Raw genomic sequence first — 13,554 nt, 5'->3', positions numbered from 1 at the left:
ATCAACCAGGAAAACCCGCCATGTCCAGTGTGCAGGAGCAAATCGATCAAATCGTCAAGAACAACGACGTCGTGCTGTTCATGAAAGGCTCGCCGCAGTTCCCCATGTGCGGTTTTTCGGGGCGTGCCGTGCAGTTGCTCAAATCTTGCGGCGTCAGCCAGATCAAGGCGGTGGACGTGCTGCAGGACGAGGCCATTCGTCAGGGCATCAAGGAATACGCCAACTGGCCCACCATTCCCCAGCTTTACGTCAGGGGCGAATTTGTCGGCGGCTCGGACATCATGGCGGAAATGGCACAAAGCGGCGAACTGCAAGCCCTGCTCGACGGCCTGAAGTAGTTTAATAGTAAATACGCTGATACCCGCGTCCGCCATTTTCCTCACCCCTTGGAATCCCGCCCCGCGTCCATGACCCGACCGCGACTCATCGTGGCACTGACCGGGGCGACGGGCGTCATCTATGGCGTGCGTCTGCTGCAACACCTGCGGCGGCTCGGCAGCGTCGAGACGCACCTGCTCATTTCCGCAGCCGGCGTGCTCAACCTCAAGTTGGAAATGAATCTGGATCGCAAGGCGGTCGACGCGCTGGCCGATGCGGTGCATCCCGTCGGCGACATCGGCGCAGCTATTGCAAGCGGCTCGTTTTCCACCCTGGGCATGGTGGTGGCTCCCTGCTCCATGCGCTCTCTGGCGGCCATTGCGCACGGTTTTTGCGACAACCTCATCACTCGCGCGGCAGACGTTTGCCTCAAAGAGCGCCGCAAGCTGGTGCTGCTGCCGCGCGAAGCGCCGCTCAACCTGGCGCATCTGCGCAATATGACCGCCGTCACGGAAATGGGCGGCGTCATTTTTCCGCCCCTGCCCGCGTTCTATCTGCGCCCCGCCAGCATCGAAGCCATGATCGACGCCAGCCTGGCGCGGGTACTCGACCAGTTCGCCATCGCCCACGATCTCGGCGAGGAATGGGCGGGCGTCAGAGGGTGTGAATGAATCCGCCATGCCCGGGCGGCATCCTTTCCTGGGTTTATGTGCCGCCGAAGCGCCTGGCGAATGCGCGCAACAAAGCCGCATCCACCTCGGGCAGCAAGGCGTTGACTCTGGCCAGCCTGGCATCGTCCATCGTGCGCTGCGCCGCAGACCAGGCGGACTGCGGCCAGTAAGCGTCCCAGCGCCAGCGCGGCATCACATGCCAGTGCAGATGCGGCACCACATTGCCCAGACTGGCGAGGTTGATCTTGTCGGGAGCGAGTGTCGCACGCAGCGTCTGCTCGACCAGCACCACGGCGTCCATGCAGCTCAGCCGCTGCAGTGCGCTCAAGTCGCTGAACTCGGTCAAGTGCGCGTTCCACACGATCCGGTACAGCGCGGGCAGCAAGGCGTCGTCGGCACGAATCAAGCGAAATTCGGCGCCGCGCCAGATCACCCGGCCACCGTCGGTGTCACACAGAGGGCAGTTCGTTCCGTTCGGCATGTCCATTTCAAGAGCACGGGATGGTTCACAGGCCTGACATGAGGCAGCTGTGTTGGCGTTTTGCTGCTCGCCCGCAATTCAGACAGAACGGGCCATAAAACAGTCCGGCTCGCAGAAGATGTTATCGGCATCGCACCCGATACGGCTGTTGTTCGAATCACACGCTCGCGGGCAAAGCGGGGGCGGGCCGCGCGACTGATTCGATGGATTCATTTATCCCAGATCAAAAGATTGCAATTTCGGCATATCGGGTTCGTTGTTTTTGCGTCTTGTCACAATTGCAACTTACTGTATCTGTGACCATACTGACCTTGATCGATCCGTTTCGCGCACCGACTGGAGTGTCCGTCATGCCGCTTACCCACCGCTTCGCGCCTGCTGCCCGCTTCGGCTTCTGGCTCCATCTGGCCGCTCTCCTTGCGGCCGCGGCCAGCGCCCCGCCCGCGCTGGCCTCCCCTGCTTCGTCAGCGCCGCAGTCGGCCATTGCCGAGGTCGATATCAACGCGCCTTATGCCGTGATTCCCAAGATCCCCACCGGCCCGAAGGCCACGGTCGACCACAGCAAGTTCAAGGAGCTTCAAGGGCCGTTCAAAAGCGGCCCCGAAGTCACCGCGGCCTGCCTGAGCTGCCATACCGAGGCGGCCAAGCAGATCAAGAGCACCCTCCACTGGAAGTGGGAAGCCGTCGAACAAGACTCCAAGCGCATCGTCGGCAAGAACAAGGTGATGAACAACTTCTGCGTGTCTACGCCGAGCAACCAACAATACTGCACAGGCTGCCACGTCGGCTATGGGGATGCCAAGAGCGGTGAGTTCGTCGCCTTCAGCAAACGACCGGACACCGATGTGGACTGCCTGGTCTGCCACGACCAGACCGGCAAATACGTCAAGGCGCCCTACCAGTCGGGCAACCCGCCGACCACCCCCATCGAGATGCCGCCGGGCTCGGGCAAGTTCATCGAACCGATCGATCTGGCCGTGATCGCTCAGCATGTGGGCGAACCCGCACGCGCCAATTGCGGCACCTGCCACTTCAACGGCGGCGGCGGCGACGGCGTGAAGCACGGCGATCTCGACAGCTCGCTCATCAATCCGCCCAAATCACTCGACGTGCACATGGCCAAGGACGGGCTGAACTTCACCTGCCAGACCTGCCACGTCACCGGTGGACACGAGGTCAGCGGCAGCCACTACAAACTCGACGCCAAACACCTCGGCGGCCAATATGTGCGCGGCAGCCAGCACAATATGGGCAGCGCGGCGAGCTGCCAGTCCTGCCACGGCGACACCCCGCACAAGGGCAATCTGGCGCAGGAGCTGAACATGCACACCCGCAACATCGCCTGCCAGACCTGCCACATCCCCGAGTTCGCCCGCGGCGGCGTGCCCACCAAGATGGAGTGGGACTATTCCAAGGCCGGTCAGCGCGGCCCCGACGGCAAACCCCTGGTCATCAATGACGAGCACGGCCACCCGACCTATCTGGGCATCAAGGGCCAGTTCAAGCTGGGCGAGGACGTCGTGCCCGACTACACCTGGTTCAACGGAGCGGTGAAGTGGATGAATATCGGCGAGAACGCCGTGCCGAACAAGGACGGCGTGATCGCCATCAATCAATACGGTGGCAGCCCCACCGATGGCAAGTCGCGCATCTGGCCGGTCAAGACCATGAAAGGCACCCAGCCCTACGACCCGGAGATGCACCGTCTGCTGGCCATCCACAACGCCGGTTTCGATGATGCGGCCTACTGGCACACCATGGACTGGGAAAAATCCATCGCCGCAGGCATGAAGGAGGCGGGGCTGGAGTGGTCGGGCAAGTATGAATTCGTCAAGACCACCACCACCTGGCCGATCACGCATATGGTCGCGCCCAAGGACAAGGCGCTCAACTGCGCGCAATGCCATGCCAACAACGGGCGGCTGGAGAAAATCGACGGCATCTACATCCCCGGACGCAGCAAAGACCATCAGACCTGGATCGAAACCATCGGTCTGGGTGTGGCCGGGCTGAGCCTGGCCGGGGTGATGGTGCATGGCGGCATCCGCAGCTTCCTGTGGCTGCGCCGTCGCAACAAGCCCGGAAGCAAGAACCACTGATCACCCGCGCAAGGCAAACCCTCAGAGGAATCCGTCATGGCCACAACACATCGCGTCATCCTGTTCAAGCGGTTCGAGCGCTTCTGGCACTGGAGCCAGGCCGGGCTCATCATCCTGCTCATGCTCTCGGGCTTTCGCATCCACGGCCTATACGACCTGGGCGTAGACTTCCTCACCGCGCTGCGCATCCACACCATCGCCGCCTGGGCACTGGTGATCCTGTGGGTGTTCGCCATTTTCTGGCACTTCACCACCGGCGAATGGAAGCAATACATCCCGACCTTCGACAAAGTCTTTCTGGTCGCGCGGCACTACGCCTGGGGCATGTTCCGCGGCGAGGAGCACCCCTACCATCCGACTCCGGCGCGCAAGCACAACCCGCTGCAGCGTCTGGCGTATCTGTGGTTGAAGCTGATGATCAACCCCATCATCTGGATCAGCGGCATCTGGCTGCTGTTCTTTGCCGACTGGGGCGCCTGGCCGGTCTGGCAGCAGTGGGGCATCAGCCTGCAGCTCGTAGCCTGGGCGCACACCATCGGCGCCTACATGATGCTGATCTTCTTCATCATCCACGTCTATCTGACGACCACCGGCCACACCCCGACGGCGCACATCATGGCCATGATCCGCGGCTATGAAGACGAGCCCGAGGATACTGCAGCTCCTGCGCAGCCGACGCCCGTGCAACGGACGCAAAAAATCGCTGCCGTCACTGAAAAAGTCTGATCAGAACTCGTCAGACATCGCGCGCCGCACCCCAGCGGCGCGCATTTTCGTCCAAGCCTGATCCAGCGAACCGTCCAGGTCGATGGCGCGGCAGGCGTCTTCCACCACCGTCACGCCAAATCCTGCGGCGCGAGCATCCCAAGCGCTCCAGGCCACACAGAAATCCGTGGCCAATCCGCACAGCACCAGTTCGCGCACGCCCTGCTCGCGCAGATAGCCCGTCAAACCGGTTGGCGTCCTGCGGTCGGCCTCGAAAAAGGCTGAATAACTGTCGATGCCCGCCCGCCAGCCTTTGCGGAGGATGGCCTGGGCATGGGGAATGTGCAGCTCGGGGTGGAAATCGGCGTCGCGTGTGCCCTGGACGCAATGATCCGGCCAGAGCACCTGCGGCCCATAGTCCAGGTTGATGGTCTCGAAGGGCTGCCGCCCCGGGTGGGAACTGGCAAAAGAGACATGGCCCGGCGGGTGCCAGTCCTGCGTCAGCACCACCTGCGCAAACTTTGCCGCCAGCCGGTTGATCACCGGCACGACGGCTTCACCATCGGGCACCGGCAGGCCGCCGCCGGTGCAAAAGCCGTTCTGCACGTCGATCACCAGCAGAGCGGGGGCGGCAGCGTTCATGATTACAGCAATACGCGCTCGATGCCGCCGTTGTTCGCCGCCTTGACGTAGTCGGCCATCCAATTTTCGCCGATGAGGTGACGTGCCATTTCGATCACGACGTAGTCGGCTTCGAGCAGGCCGTGCTGCAGATCGTTGCCATAACGGGCCAGGCCCTGCAGGCACGACGGGCAGGAAGTCAGAATCTTGATGTCTCCGGCAAAGCCATCGGCCCGCAGCGCCAGCTCGTTCTTGCGCAGTTCTTCTTCCTTGCGAAAGCGCACCTGCGTGGCGATGTCGGGCCGCGAGATGCCAAACGTGCCGCTTTCGCCGCAGCAACGATCACTTTTGAGCACACCGTCACCCAGCAGCGCCTTGACGGTCTTCATCGGCTCCTGCGTTTTCATCGGGCTGTGGCAAGGGTCGTGATACAGATACTTCACCGCGCCCGCCGCGCCGTTGCCGCTCAGTCTGTAACCCTTTTCCAGCAGATATTCGTGGATGTCGATGATGCGGCAGCCGGGGAAAATCTTGTCGAATTCATAGCCCTGCAACTGGTCGTAGCAGGTGCCGCAGCTCACCACCACGGTCTTGATGTCGAGATAGTTGAGGGTGTTGGCCACGCGGTGGAACAGCACCCGGTTGTCGGTGATGATCTTCTCGGCCTTGTCGAACTGGCCCGAACCGCGCTGCGGATAGCCGCAGCACAGATAGCCCGGCGGCAGCACCGTCTGCACCCCGGCATGCCACAGCATGGCCTGCGTCGCCAGCCCGACCTGGCTGAACAGCCGCTCCGAGCCGCAGCCGGGAAAATAGAACACCGCCTCGCTGTCCACCGAGGTCGCGGCCGGATTGCGGATGATCGGCACGAAATCCTTGTCTTCGATGTCGAGCAGCGCGCGCGCGGTCTTCTTGGGCAGGCCGCCCGGCATGGGCTTGTTGATGAAGTGGATCACCTGTTCGCGGATCGGCGGCTTGCCCACGGTGAGAGGCGGATGCGCCGTCTGCGGTCTGGCCAGCGGCCTGAGCAGGCGTGTGGCCAGACGCTGCACCTTGAAGCCCACGCCGACCATCGCGGTGCGCACCAGCTTGATGGTCTGCGGCTGTGTGGCATTGAGAAAGAACATCGCCGCGACATTGCCCGGCTTGAAGCTCTTCTTGCCCATCTTGCGCAGCAGGTTGCGCATATTCATGGTGACATCGCCGAAGTCGATGTCCACCGGGCAGGGTGTCACGCATTTGTGGCAGACCGTGCAATGATCGGCCACGTCCTCGAACTCTTCCCAGTGGCGGATACTCACGCCACGCCGGGTCTGCTCCTCGTACAGGAAGGCCTCGATCAGCGCCGAGGTGGCGAGAATCTTGTCGCGCGGCGAATACAGCAGATTGGCGCGCGGCACATGCGTGGCGCACACACCCTTGCACTTGCCGCAGCGCAGGCAGTCCTTCACCGAAGCGCTGATCGCGCCGATGTCGCTTTGCTGCATGATGAGCGACTCATGCCCCATCAGGTTGAAGCTGGGGGTGTAGGCATTGCGCAGATCGGCGGGGAGCGCCGGGTCACCCTGCAGCTTGCCTTTGTTGAAACGGCCCTCGGGATCGACCTCGCGCTTGTAGGCGCGGAACGCGCCGATCTCATCCTCGCCGAGAAATTCCAGCTTGGTGATGCCGATCCCATGCTCGCCCGAAATCACCCCGCCCAGGCTGCGCGCCAGCGCCATGATGCGGGCCACCGCGTCGTGCGCCTGCTGCAACATGGCGTAATCGTCGGAGTTGACGGGGATGTTGGTGTGCACATTGCCATCACCCGCGTGCATGTGCAGCGCCACCCAGCAGCGGCTTTTGAGCACGCGCTGGTGAATGGCGTCGATTTCGCGGCGCAAGGGTTCGAACAGGCCGCCAGCGAACACCGCAGCCAGCGGCTTGCGCAATTCGGCCTTCCAGGAGGCGCGCAGAGAATGATCCTGCAACAGATGGAACAGCGTGCTCTGCGCAGCGTCGGCCCCGGCGAACACCGAAGTCAGCGCGGGAATGGGCGCGCGCTGTGCGGCGGGCAGCGAAGGCAGCGGCGCATCGAGATGGTCGAGATAGAACGACCAGCGCGCATGCACCGCGGCGAGCAGATCCAGCGCCTGCGCGCGCTTGGCTTCGAGGTCTTCCGGCGAAAGCGCGGGCTCGCCATCGGCCAGCTCTTCATTGCGCGCCAGCGGCAGCGTGCCGCGCAGCGCGCGGTCGATTTCGGCCACCAGCGCCAGCTTGTTCTTCAGCGACAGCTCGACGTTGATGCGCTCGATGCCATCGACATACTCCCCCATGCGCGGCAGCGGGATGACCACGTCTTCATTGATCTTGAAGGCATTGGTGTGGCGGGCGATGGCCGCGGTGCGCTTGCGGTCGAGCCAGAATTTCTTGCGCGCTTCGGCGCTCACCGCGATGAAGCCCTCGCCCACCCGCGCATTGGCCATGCGCACCACCTCGGAGGCGGCGCGGGCCACGGCTGCTTCGTCTTCGCCGACGATGTCGCCGAACAGCACCATCTTGGGCAGCGTGCCGCGGGCGCTCTTGGTCGCATAGCCCACGGCCTTGAGATAGCGATCATCGAGATGTTCGAGGCCTGCCAGAATCGCCCCGCCCGGCCGGGCGTCGAGAAAGGTCTTGATCTCGACGATGCTGGGAATGGCCTCGCGCGCCTGGCCGAAAAATTCCAGACAGACGGTGCGCGCATGCGGCGGCATTTTGTGCAACACCCAGCGGGCGCTGGTGATGATGCCGTCGCACCCTTCCTTTTGCACGCCCGGCAGACCGGCGAGGAATTTATCGGTCACGTCCTTGCCCAGACCCGCCTTGCGGAACCGCGCGCCGGGAATCTCCAGCAGCCGCTGCTCCAGCAGGGTCACGCCGTCGGCGGCGAAAGTGCGGATGTCGAAGCGCGCCACCTCGACATCGTGAATCTTGCCGAGGTTGTGGTCGAGCCGCTGCACTTCCACCCAGCGGCCCTGCGGATCGACCATGCGCCAGGAGGCCAGATTGTCGATCGCCGTGCCCCACAGCACGGCCTTCTTGCCACCGGCGTTCATGGCCACATTGCCGCCCACGCAGGACGCATCGGCCGAGGTCGGATCGACCGCGAACACCAGCCCGGCGGCTTCCGCCGCATCGGCCACGCGCTGCGTCACCACGCCGGCCGGCGTCTGGATGGTGGGCACGGGATGGGCCAAGCCGGGCAGTTCGATGTATTCGACCGGACCGATGCGGTCGAGCTTTTCGGTATTGATCACCGCGCTCTTCCACACCAGCGGGATGGCCCCGCCGGTATAGCCGGTGCCGCCTCCGCGCGGAATGATGGTCAGCCCCAATTCGATGCAGCCCTGCACCAGCCCGGCGATTTCAGCCTCGCTGTCGGGACAGAGCACGACAAAGGGATACTCCACCCGCCAGTCGGTGGCGTCGGTCACGTGCGACACCCGCGCCATGCCGTCGAAGCGGATCGCGCCCTGCGCGCTGTGCCGCCCCAGCACCTTGCGGGCGCGCTGGCGCAACGCCGCGGCCTCGTCGAACCAGGCGGCGAAGGCGGCCACGGCGCCACGGGCACGGTCGAGCAGTTGACGCACCAGGGCGTCGCGCTGCGCGTCCGAGCCTGGGCTGCGTGCGCTGTCGTCGCGGCGGCGGTCGATTTCGCGCAGCCGGTGTTCGAGCGCCTCGATCAGCGCGGCACGCCGCTTGCGGCTCTGCAGCAGATCGTCCTGCAAAAACGGATTGCGCTGCACCACCCAGATGTCGCCCAGCACCTCGTACAGCATGCGCGCCGAACGCCCGGTGCGCCGCTCCTGCCGCAACTGGTTGAGCCAATCCCAGGCCTGTTCGCCCAGCAGTCGCATCACCACTTCGCGGTCGGAGAAGGAGGTGTAGTTGTACGGGATTTCTCGCAGGCGGGGCGGGGCATCTGTACCGCCCTGGCTGAGCATAGGAAGCAAATCAGGAGCTTGTGAAGCGGGGGCGTTCATCGCGGCGGCGGTCCGGCAGGCGGACCGGGGAGATAAAGCGCCATTGTAGGGATACCGCTATTTCCCCATGACAACAACGCCTGACGCATTTTCATGCCCTATTCCCGACTACCCAGGCTGTTTGACACAGATCAGGAAAAACGCTGAAAACCGCAGGTTTCAATAAAACCTTAGGTTTTCATCAAAACTCCTTCCCCGCTGGCGACGAGGGGGATTTGCTCAGCGCTGCGCCGGCACGGCCACGTAGATCTCCACCCGCCGATTGGCGGCGCGGCCCGCAGCCGTGGCGTTGCTCGCCACCGGGTTTTGCGGCCCCAGTCCCTGGGTAACAATGCGCTGCGGCGCCACACCGCGCGACACGAGAAAATTCTTCACCGTCAGCGCGCGGTTTTCGGACAACGGGTAATTGATCGCGTCGGTTCCCGTGCTGTCGGTGAAGCCGAACACCTGCACGGTTTCAGCGGGGTTCTGATTCAGGCCGGTGGCCAGGCTTTCCAGAATGGGATACATGCGCGGATTGAGCTGGGCGCTGCCCGTGGCAAACCCGGCGTCGGCCGGCACGTTCATCTTCAGGCGGTTGTCCTGCGTCTGCGTCACCTGCACGCCCGTGCCCGAGGCCTGTGCCTGCGCCTGCAATTGCTGCTTTTGCTGCTCCAGATGCTGGTTCCACAGATAACCGCCCAGCGCGCCCACCGCCGCACCGGCCAGGGCGCCCGTCGTTGCGCTCTTGCCGGTATTGCCGCCAGCCGTCAGTGCACCAATGACCGCCCCGGTCGCGGCGCCGATCCCGGCTCCCGTGGCCGTGCTTTTCTGTGATTCGTTCATGTTCGCGCAACCGCCCAGCGACAGCGCGACGAGACTGGCCGAGAGGACGATGGCAAGAGTTTTTTGCGACTTCATGAGAGACTCCTTGTATTGAGAGGGTGTGAACAAATCCGCCATGCCCGCTCATCGCGCCCAAAGCGCCCCCTGCAGCGTTGCAAATGCGCGCCGTGCCGAGGGGCACGGCTGTGCTTTGCGCCTTGATTGGAGCACTTTGGACGCGCTGCTCGGCCACGCCGGATTCATTCACACCCTCTGAGTGGTCATATCTTTTGACAAGTTTAGGCCCGTTCCGGCAGCGATTACGCAACAATGCGGAACTGTGATGTTGAATTTTCAGTCTATTCTTCAAGCATGACACGGTGGAGAATCGTTCCATGAATCACGCCATTGCATCATCTCCCGCGCTCGCACAGCGTTCCTCTGGACTGCAGCCACACTGGACGCTGGACTGGATTGATTATTCGCGCATTTGCACGAGGCTGGTACACGACAACGTCGAGCTGTTCTATCTGCTGACCAGCGCCTCATTCATCGAGTCGGGGTCGGAAACCTATACCCGCAATCTGGTCGAGCACTTCGAAGCCTACCCGCCGATCTCCGACTGGCTGCAACACCAGTGGGAGCCCGAAGAACTGCAGCATGGCCGCGCGCTCAAGACCTATGTGCAGACGGTATGGCCCGAGTTCGACTGGGAGGCGGCCTACGCCTCTTTTTTCAGCGAATACTCCCGCCTGTGCACCGTCGAGGAACTGGAGGAAGAGCGCCCGCTGGAGCTCGTGGCCCGCTGCGTGGTGGAAACGGGCACGGCCACCTACTACCAGACCCTGCGCGACCTCACCGGCGAACCGGTGCTCGCCGACCTGGCCGAGCACATCCGCATCGACGAAGTGCAGCATTACAAACACTTTTACCGCTATTTCAAGGAACTCAACACCGAGCGCAATTTGTCGCGCGGGCGCATTCTCGGCGCGCTCAAGCGCCGTCTCACCGAACTGCGCACCAGCGACTCCGACATCGCGCTGCGCCACGTCTGGATGTTCCAGCCCCACCTCGATGCAGCAGACGATGTACCGTTCGAACATATCACTCAACGCCTGTACCGCCATATGGGCGCGCGGCTGCCGATGGAGCAGGCGGTGAAAATGCTGCTCAAGCCGCTGGCGCTGCCGCATCGCATGGAGCATTGGATCGAGCGCCCTTTGACTCTTTTGGCGCGGCGGGTGATGGCGGCCTGAGCGTCGCTTTTTTCGCGTTGCACGACAGGTGGATAGCGCTTGAGCTCATACCCGAGCGCCATGGTCGGGCATAGAGTTTCCGCCGCTTTCACCTTTCAGAACCGCGGCCTATATTGCCATGATCAAGACCCCATCCGCTGCGGATGCGTGGTAGCGATATTCACAACTGTCGAGGAGACGCAAGATGCAAAAGTCCCTGCACATCGACCCGGACAAGTGCACGGGTTGCCTGCAATGCGAAATGGCCTGCTCGTATGAAAACTACGGCATTTTCAACACCGCCAAGAGCCGCATCAAGGTGTTCGATTTCCACGAAACCGGGCGCAAGGTGCCCTACACCTGCACCCAGTGCGACGAGGCCTGGTGCCTGCACGCCTGCCCGGTGGAGGCCATCAAGCTCGACGCCGCCACGGGTGCCAAGATCGTGCTCGAAGACGTCTGCGTGGGGTGCAAGGTCTGCACCATCGCCTGCCCCTTCGGCACGGTGAACTACGTCGCCGATACCGGCAAGGTGCAGAAGTGCGACCTCTGCGGCGGCGAACCCGCCTGCGCCGAAGCCTGCCCCACCGGCGCCATCACCTATATCGATGCCAGCTGGACCGGACTGTCGCGCATGCAGCAATGGGCCGACCGGCTGGGCAACCAGAACGCCGCGGCCTGAAAACACAGACATCCCAAAGGAGACCACCATGACCTGGGCTGGAAAAATCCTGCGCGTCAATCTCACGCAAGGCACCCTCAAGAGCGAGCCGCTGAACATGCAGTGGGCACGCGACTACATCGGCCAGCGCGGACTGGCGACCAAATACTTCGTCGAGGAGGTCGACCCCAAGGTCGATCCGCTGTCGCCCGACAACAAGCTGATCTACGCCACCGGGCCGCTGACCGGCACGCCGGTTTCCACCGGCGGACGCTATTCCGTCATCACCAAGGGCGCGCTCACCGGCGCCATCGCCTGCTCCAATTCGGGCGGCTACTTCGGCGCCGAGCTGAAAATGGCCGGATGGGACATGATCATCATCGAGGGCAAGTCGCCCAAGCCGGTGTATCTGTCGATCGAAAACGACAAGGCCGAGTTGCGCGACGCCGCACCGATCTGGGGCAAGACGGTGTGGGAAACCGAGCCGTGGATCAAGAACCACCACCAGGATCCGCAGATCCGCGTCAGCTCCATCGGCCGCGCCGGAGAGAACGGGGTGATGTATGCCGCCATCGTCAACGACCTGCACCGCGCCGCCGGTCGCTCGGGCGTGGGCACGGTGATGGGCAGCAAGAACCTCAAGGCCATCGCCGTGCGCGGCACCCTGGGCGTGGGCAATGTGCGCGATCCCAAGGCGTTCATGGCCGCGGTCAATGCGGGGAAAAAGGTGCTGCACGACAACGCCGTCACCGGACAGGGACTGCCCAAATACGGCACCCAGGTGCTGATGAACGTGATCAACGAAATCGGCGCCATGCCCACGCGCAATCACCGCGACGTCCAGTTCGAGGGCGCGAAAGACATCTCCGGCGAGGCGATGCACGAGCCGCGCAAGACCGACGGCAAACCCAATCTGGTCACCAACCAGGCCTGCTTCGGCTGCACCATCGCCTGCGGCCGCATCAGCAAGATCGATGAACATCACTTCACCGTCGAGAATAAGCCGCAATACTGGGGCGCCTCGGGCGGCCTGGAGTATGAAGCCGCCTGGGCGCTGGGCTCGGCCTGCGGCGTCGATGATCTCGAAGCCCTGACCTACGCCAACTTCATCTGCAACGAAGACGGCATGGACCCGATCACCTTCGGCGCGACCGTCGGCGCGGTGATGGAGCTGTACGACATGGGCCTGCTGACCAAGGAGCAACTCGGCATCGAAGCGCCTTTCGGCTCGGCCAGGGCGCTGACCTATTTCGCCGAAATCACCGCGCACGGCGAGGGCTTCGGCAAGGAGATCGCGCTGGGCAGCAAGCGGCTGACGGCCAAATACGGCCATCCCGAACTGAGCATGAGCGTCAAGGGGCAGGAGTTCCCCGCCTACGACTCGCGCGGCATCCAGGGCATGGGGCTGGCCTACGCCACGTCCAACCGCGGCGCCTGCCACCTGCGCGGCTATACCGTCGCCTCCGAGGTGCTGGGCATTCCGGTCAAGACCGATCCGCTGGTGAGCGAGGGCAAGCCCGAACTGGTCAAGGCCTTCCAAGACGCCACAGCAGTGTTCGATTCCGCCGGCATCTGCCTGTTCACCAGTTTCGCCTGGACGCTGGCCGACGTGCAGCCGCAGCTCGCCGCCGCTTGCGACGAGGGCTTCACGATGGAAAACCTGGCCACCATCGGCGAACGCATCTGGAATATGGAGCGCGACTACAACAACCGCGCAGGCTTCACCGCCCGGGATGACACCTTGCCGCCGCGCCTGCTTCACGAGCCCGCCAAGACCGGCCCGGCCAAGGGGCTGGTGAACAAGCTGCCCGAGATGCTGCCGCGGTATTACGAGCTGCGCGGCTGGACCCCGGAAGGCATGCTCAAGCCCGAAACCCGCACGCGGCTCGGGCTTTGACTTGAGCCCCCTCCCCACGCGTGGGGAGGGTTGGGGTGGGGAGGGTTGCGCACCCACC

Annotated in this window: 11 protein-coding genes; 7 read left to right on the top strand and 4 right to left on the bottom strand. The window is 63.4% G+C overall.

The window, feature by feature from the left end; all coding sequences use genetic code 11:
- Positions 1-20: 20 nt before the first annotated feature.
- Both grxD and RBR52_RS02695 read left to right on the top strand, forming a co-directional pair.
- A complete protein-coding gene (grxD, locus tag RBR52_RS02700) occupies positions 21-338 on the top strand; it encodes a Grx4 family monothiol glutaredoxin (RefSeq protein ID WP_320375628.1) in 318 nt (105 codons plus the stop codon).
- A gap of 69 nt (positions 339-407) precedes the next feature.
- Positions 408-989, top strand: coding sequence for a UbiX family flavin prenyltransferase (locus RBR52_RS02695; protein ID WP_320375627.1), 582 nt, complete (start codon positions 408-410; stop codon positions 987-989).
- A 34-nt stretch (positions 990-1,023) separates the two neighbouring features.
- Here RBR52_RS02695 and RBR52_RS02690 read toward each other — a convergent pair whose 3' ends face one another.
- Positions 1,024-1,470, bottom strand: a complete 447-nt coding sequence (locus RBR52_RS02690) for an HIT family protein (protein ID WP_320375711.1) — start codon at positions 1,468-1,470, stop codon at positions 1,024-1,026.
- Between the two features lie 350 nt (positions 1,471-1,820).
- Here RBR52_RS02690 and RBR52_RS02685 point away from each other — a divergent pair, with 350 nt between their 5' ends.
- The gene (locus tag RBR52_RS02685) at positions 1,821-3,569 is read left to right on the top strand and encodes a tetrathionate reductase family octaheme c-type cytochrome (RefSeq protein WP_320375626.1); all 1,749 of its coding nucleotides are present in this window, start codon (positions 1,821-1,823) and stop codon (positions 3,567-3,569) included.
- 36 nt (positions 3,570-3,605) lie between these two features.
- Entirely contained in the window at positions 3,606-4,295 is a 690-nt protein-coding gene (locus RBR52_RS02680; protein WP_320375625.1) for a cytochrome b/b6 domain-containing protein, read from the top strand.
- Here RBR52_RS02680 and pncA read toward each other — a convergent pair whose 3' ends face one another.
- The 3 genes from pncA to RBR52_RS02665 all read right to left on the bottom strand — a co-directional run bounded on the left by pncA (position 4,296) and on the right by RBR52_RS02665 (position 9,799).
- On the bottom strand, positions 4,296-4,916 hold the full coding sequence (gene pncA, locus RBR52_RS02675; protein ID WP_320375624.1) for a bifunctional nicotinamidase/pyrazinamidase: 621 nt from the start codon (positions 4,914-4,916) through the stop codon (positions 4,296-4,298).
- A gap of 2 nt (positions 4,917-4,918) precedes the next feature.
- On the bottom strand, positions 4,919-8,899 hold the full coding sequence (locus RBR52_RS02670; RefSeq protein ID WP_413818283.1) for a DUF3683 domain-containing protein: 3,981 nt from the start codon (positions 8,897-8,899) through the stop codon (positions 4,919-4,921).
- 219 nt (positions 8,900-9,118) lie between these two features.
- Positions 9,119-9,799, bottom strand: a complete 681-nt coding sequence (locus RBR52_RS02665; protein ID WP_320375623.1) for an OmpA family protein — start codon at positions 9,797-9,799, stop codon at positions 9,119-9,121.
- A gap of 299 nt (positions 9,800-10,098) precedes the next feature.
- On the opposite strand from RBR52_RS02665, the gene RBR52_RS02660 reads away from it, so the two are divergent.
- From RBR52_RS02660 to RBR52_RS02650, 3 genes are all read left to right on the top strand, one after another.
- The gene (locus RBR52_RS02660) at positions 10,099-10,959 is read left to right on the top strand and encodes a ferritin-like domain-containing protein (RefSeq protein ID WP_320375622.1); all 861 of its coding nucleotides are present in this window, start codon (positions 10,099-10,101) and stop codon (positions 10,957-10,959) included.
- A gap of 184 nt (positions 10,960-11,143) precedes the next feature.
- Entirely contained in the window at positions 11,144-11,620 is a 477-nt protein-coding gene (locus RBR52_RS02655) for a 4Fe-4S dicluster domain-containing protein (protein ID WP_320375621.1), read from the top strand.
- A 28-nt stretch (positions 11,621-11,648) separates the two neighbouring features.
- On the top strand, positions 11,649-13,496 hold the full coding sequence (locus RBR52_RS02650) for an aldehyde ferredoxin oxidoreductase family protein (RefSeq protein WP_320375620.1): 1,848 nt from the start codon (positions 11,649-11,651) through the stop codon (positions 13,494-13,496).
- Positions 13,497-13,554 lie beyond the last annotated feature (58 nt).

The sequence above is a fragment of the Thiomonas sp. genome, from assembly GCF_034007205.1.
Classification (GTDB): Bacteria; Pseudomonadota; Gammaproteobacteria; order Burkholderiales; family Burkholderiaceae_C; genus Thiomonas.
The sequence above is the reverse complement of the archived record's forward strand: the minus strand, read 5'-3'. Positions and strand labels throughout refer to the sequence as shown.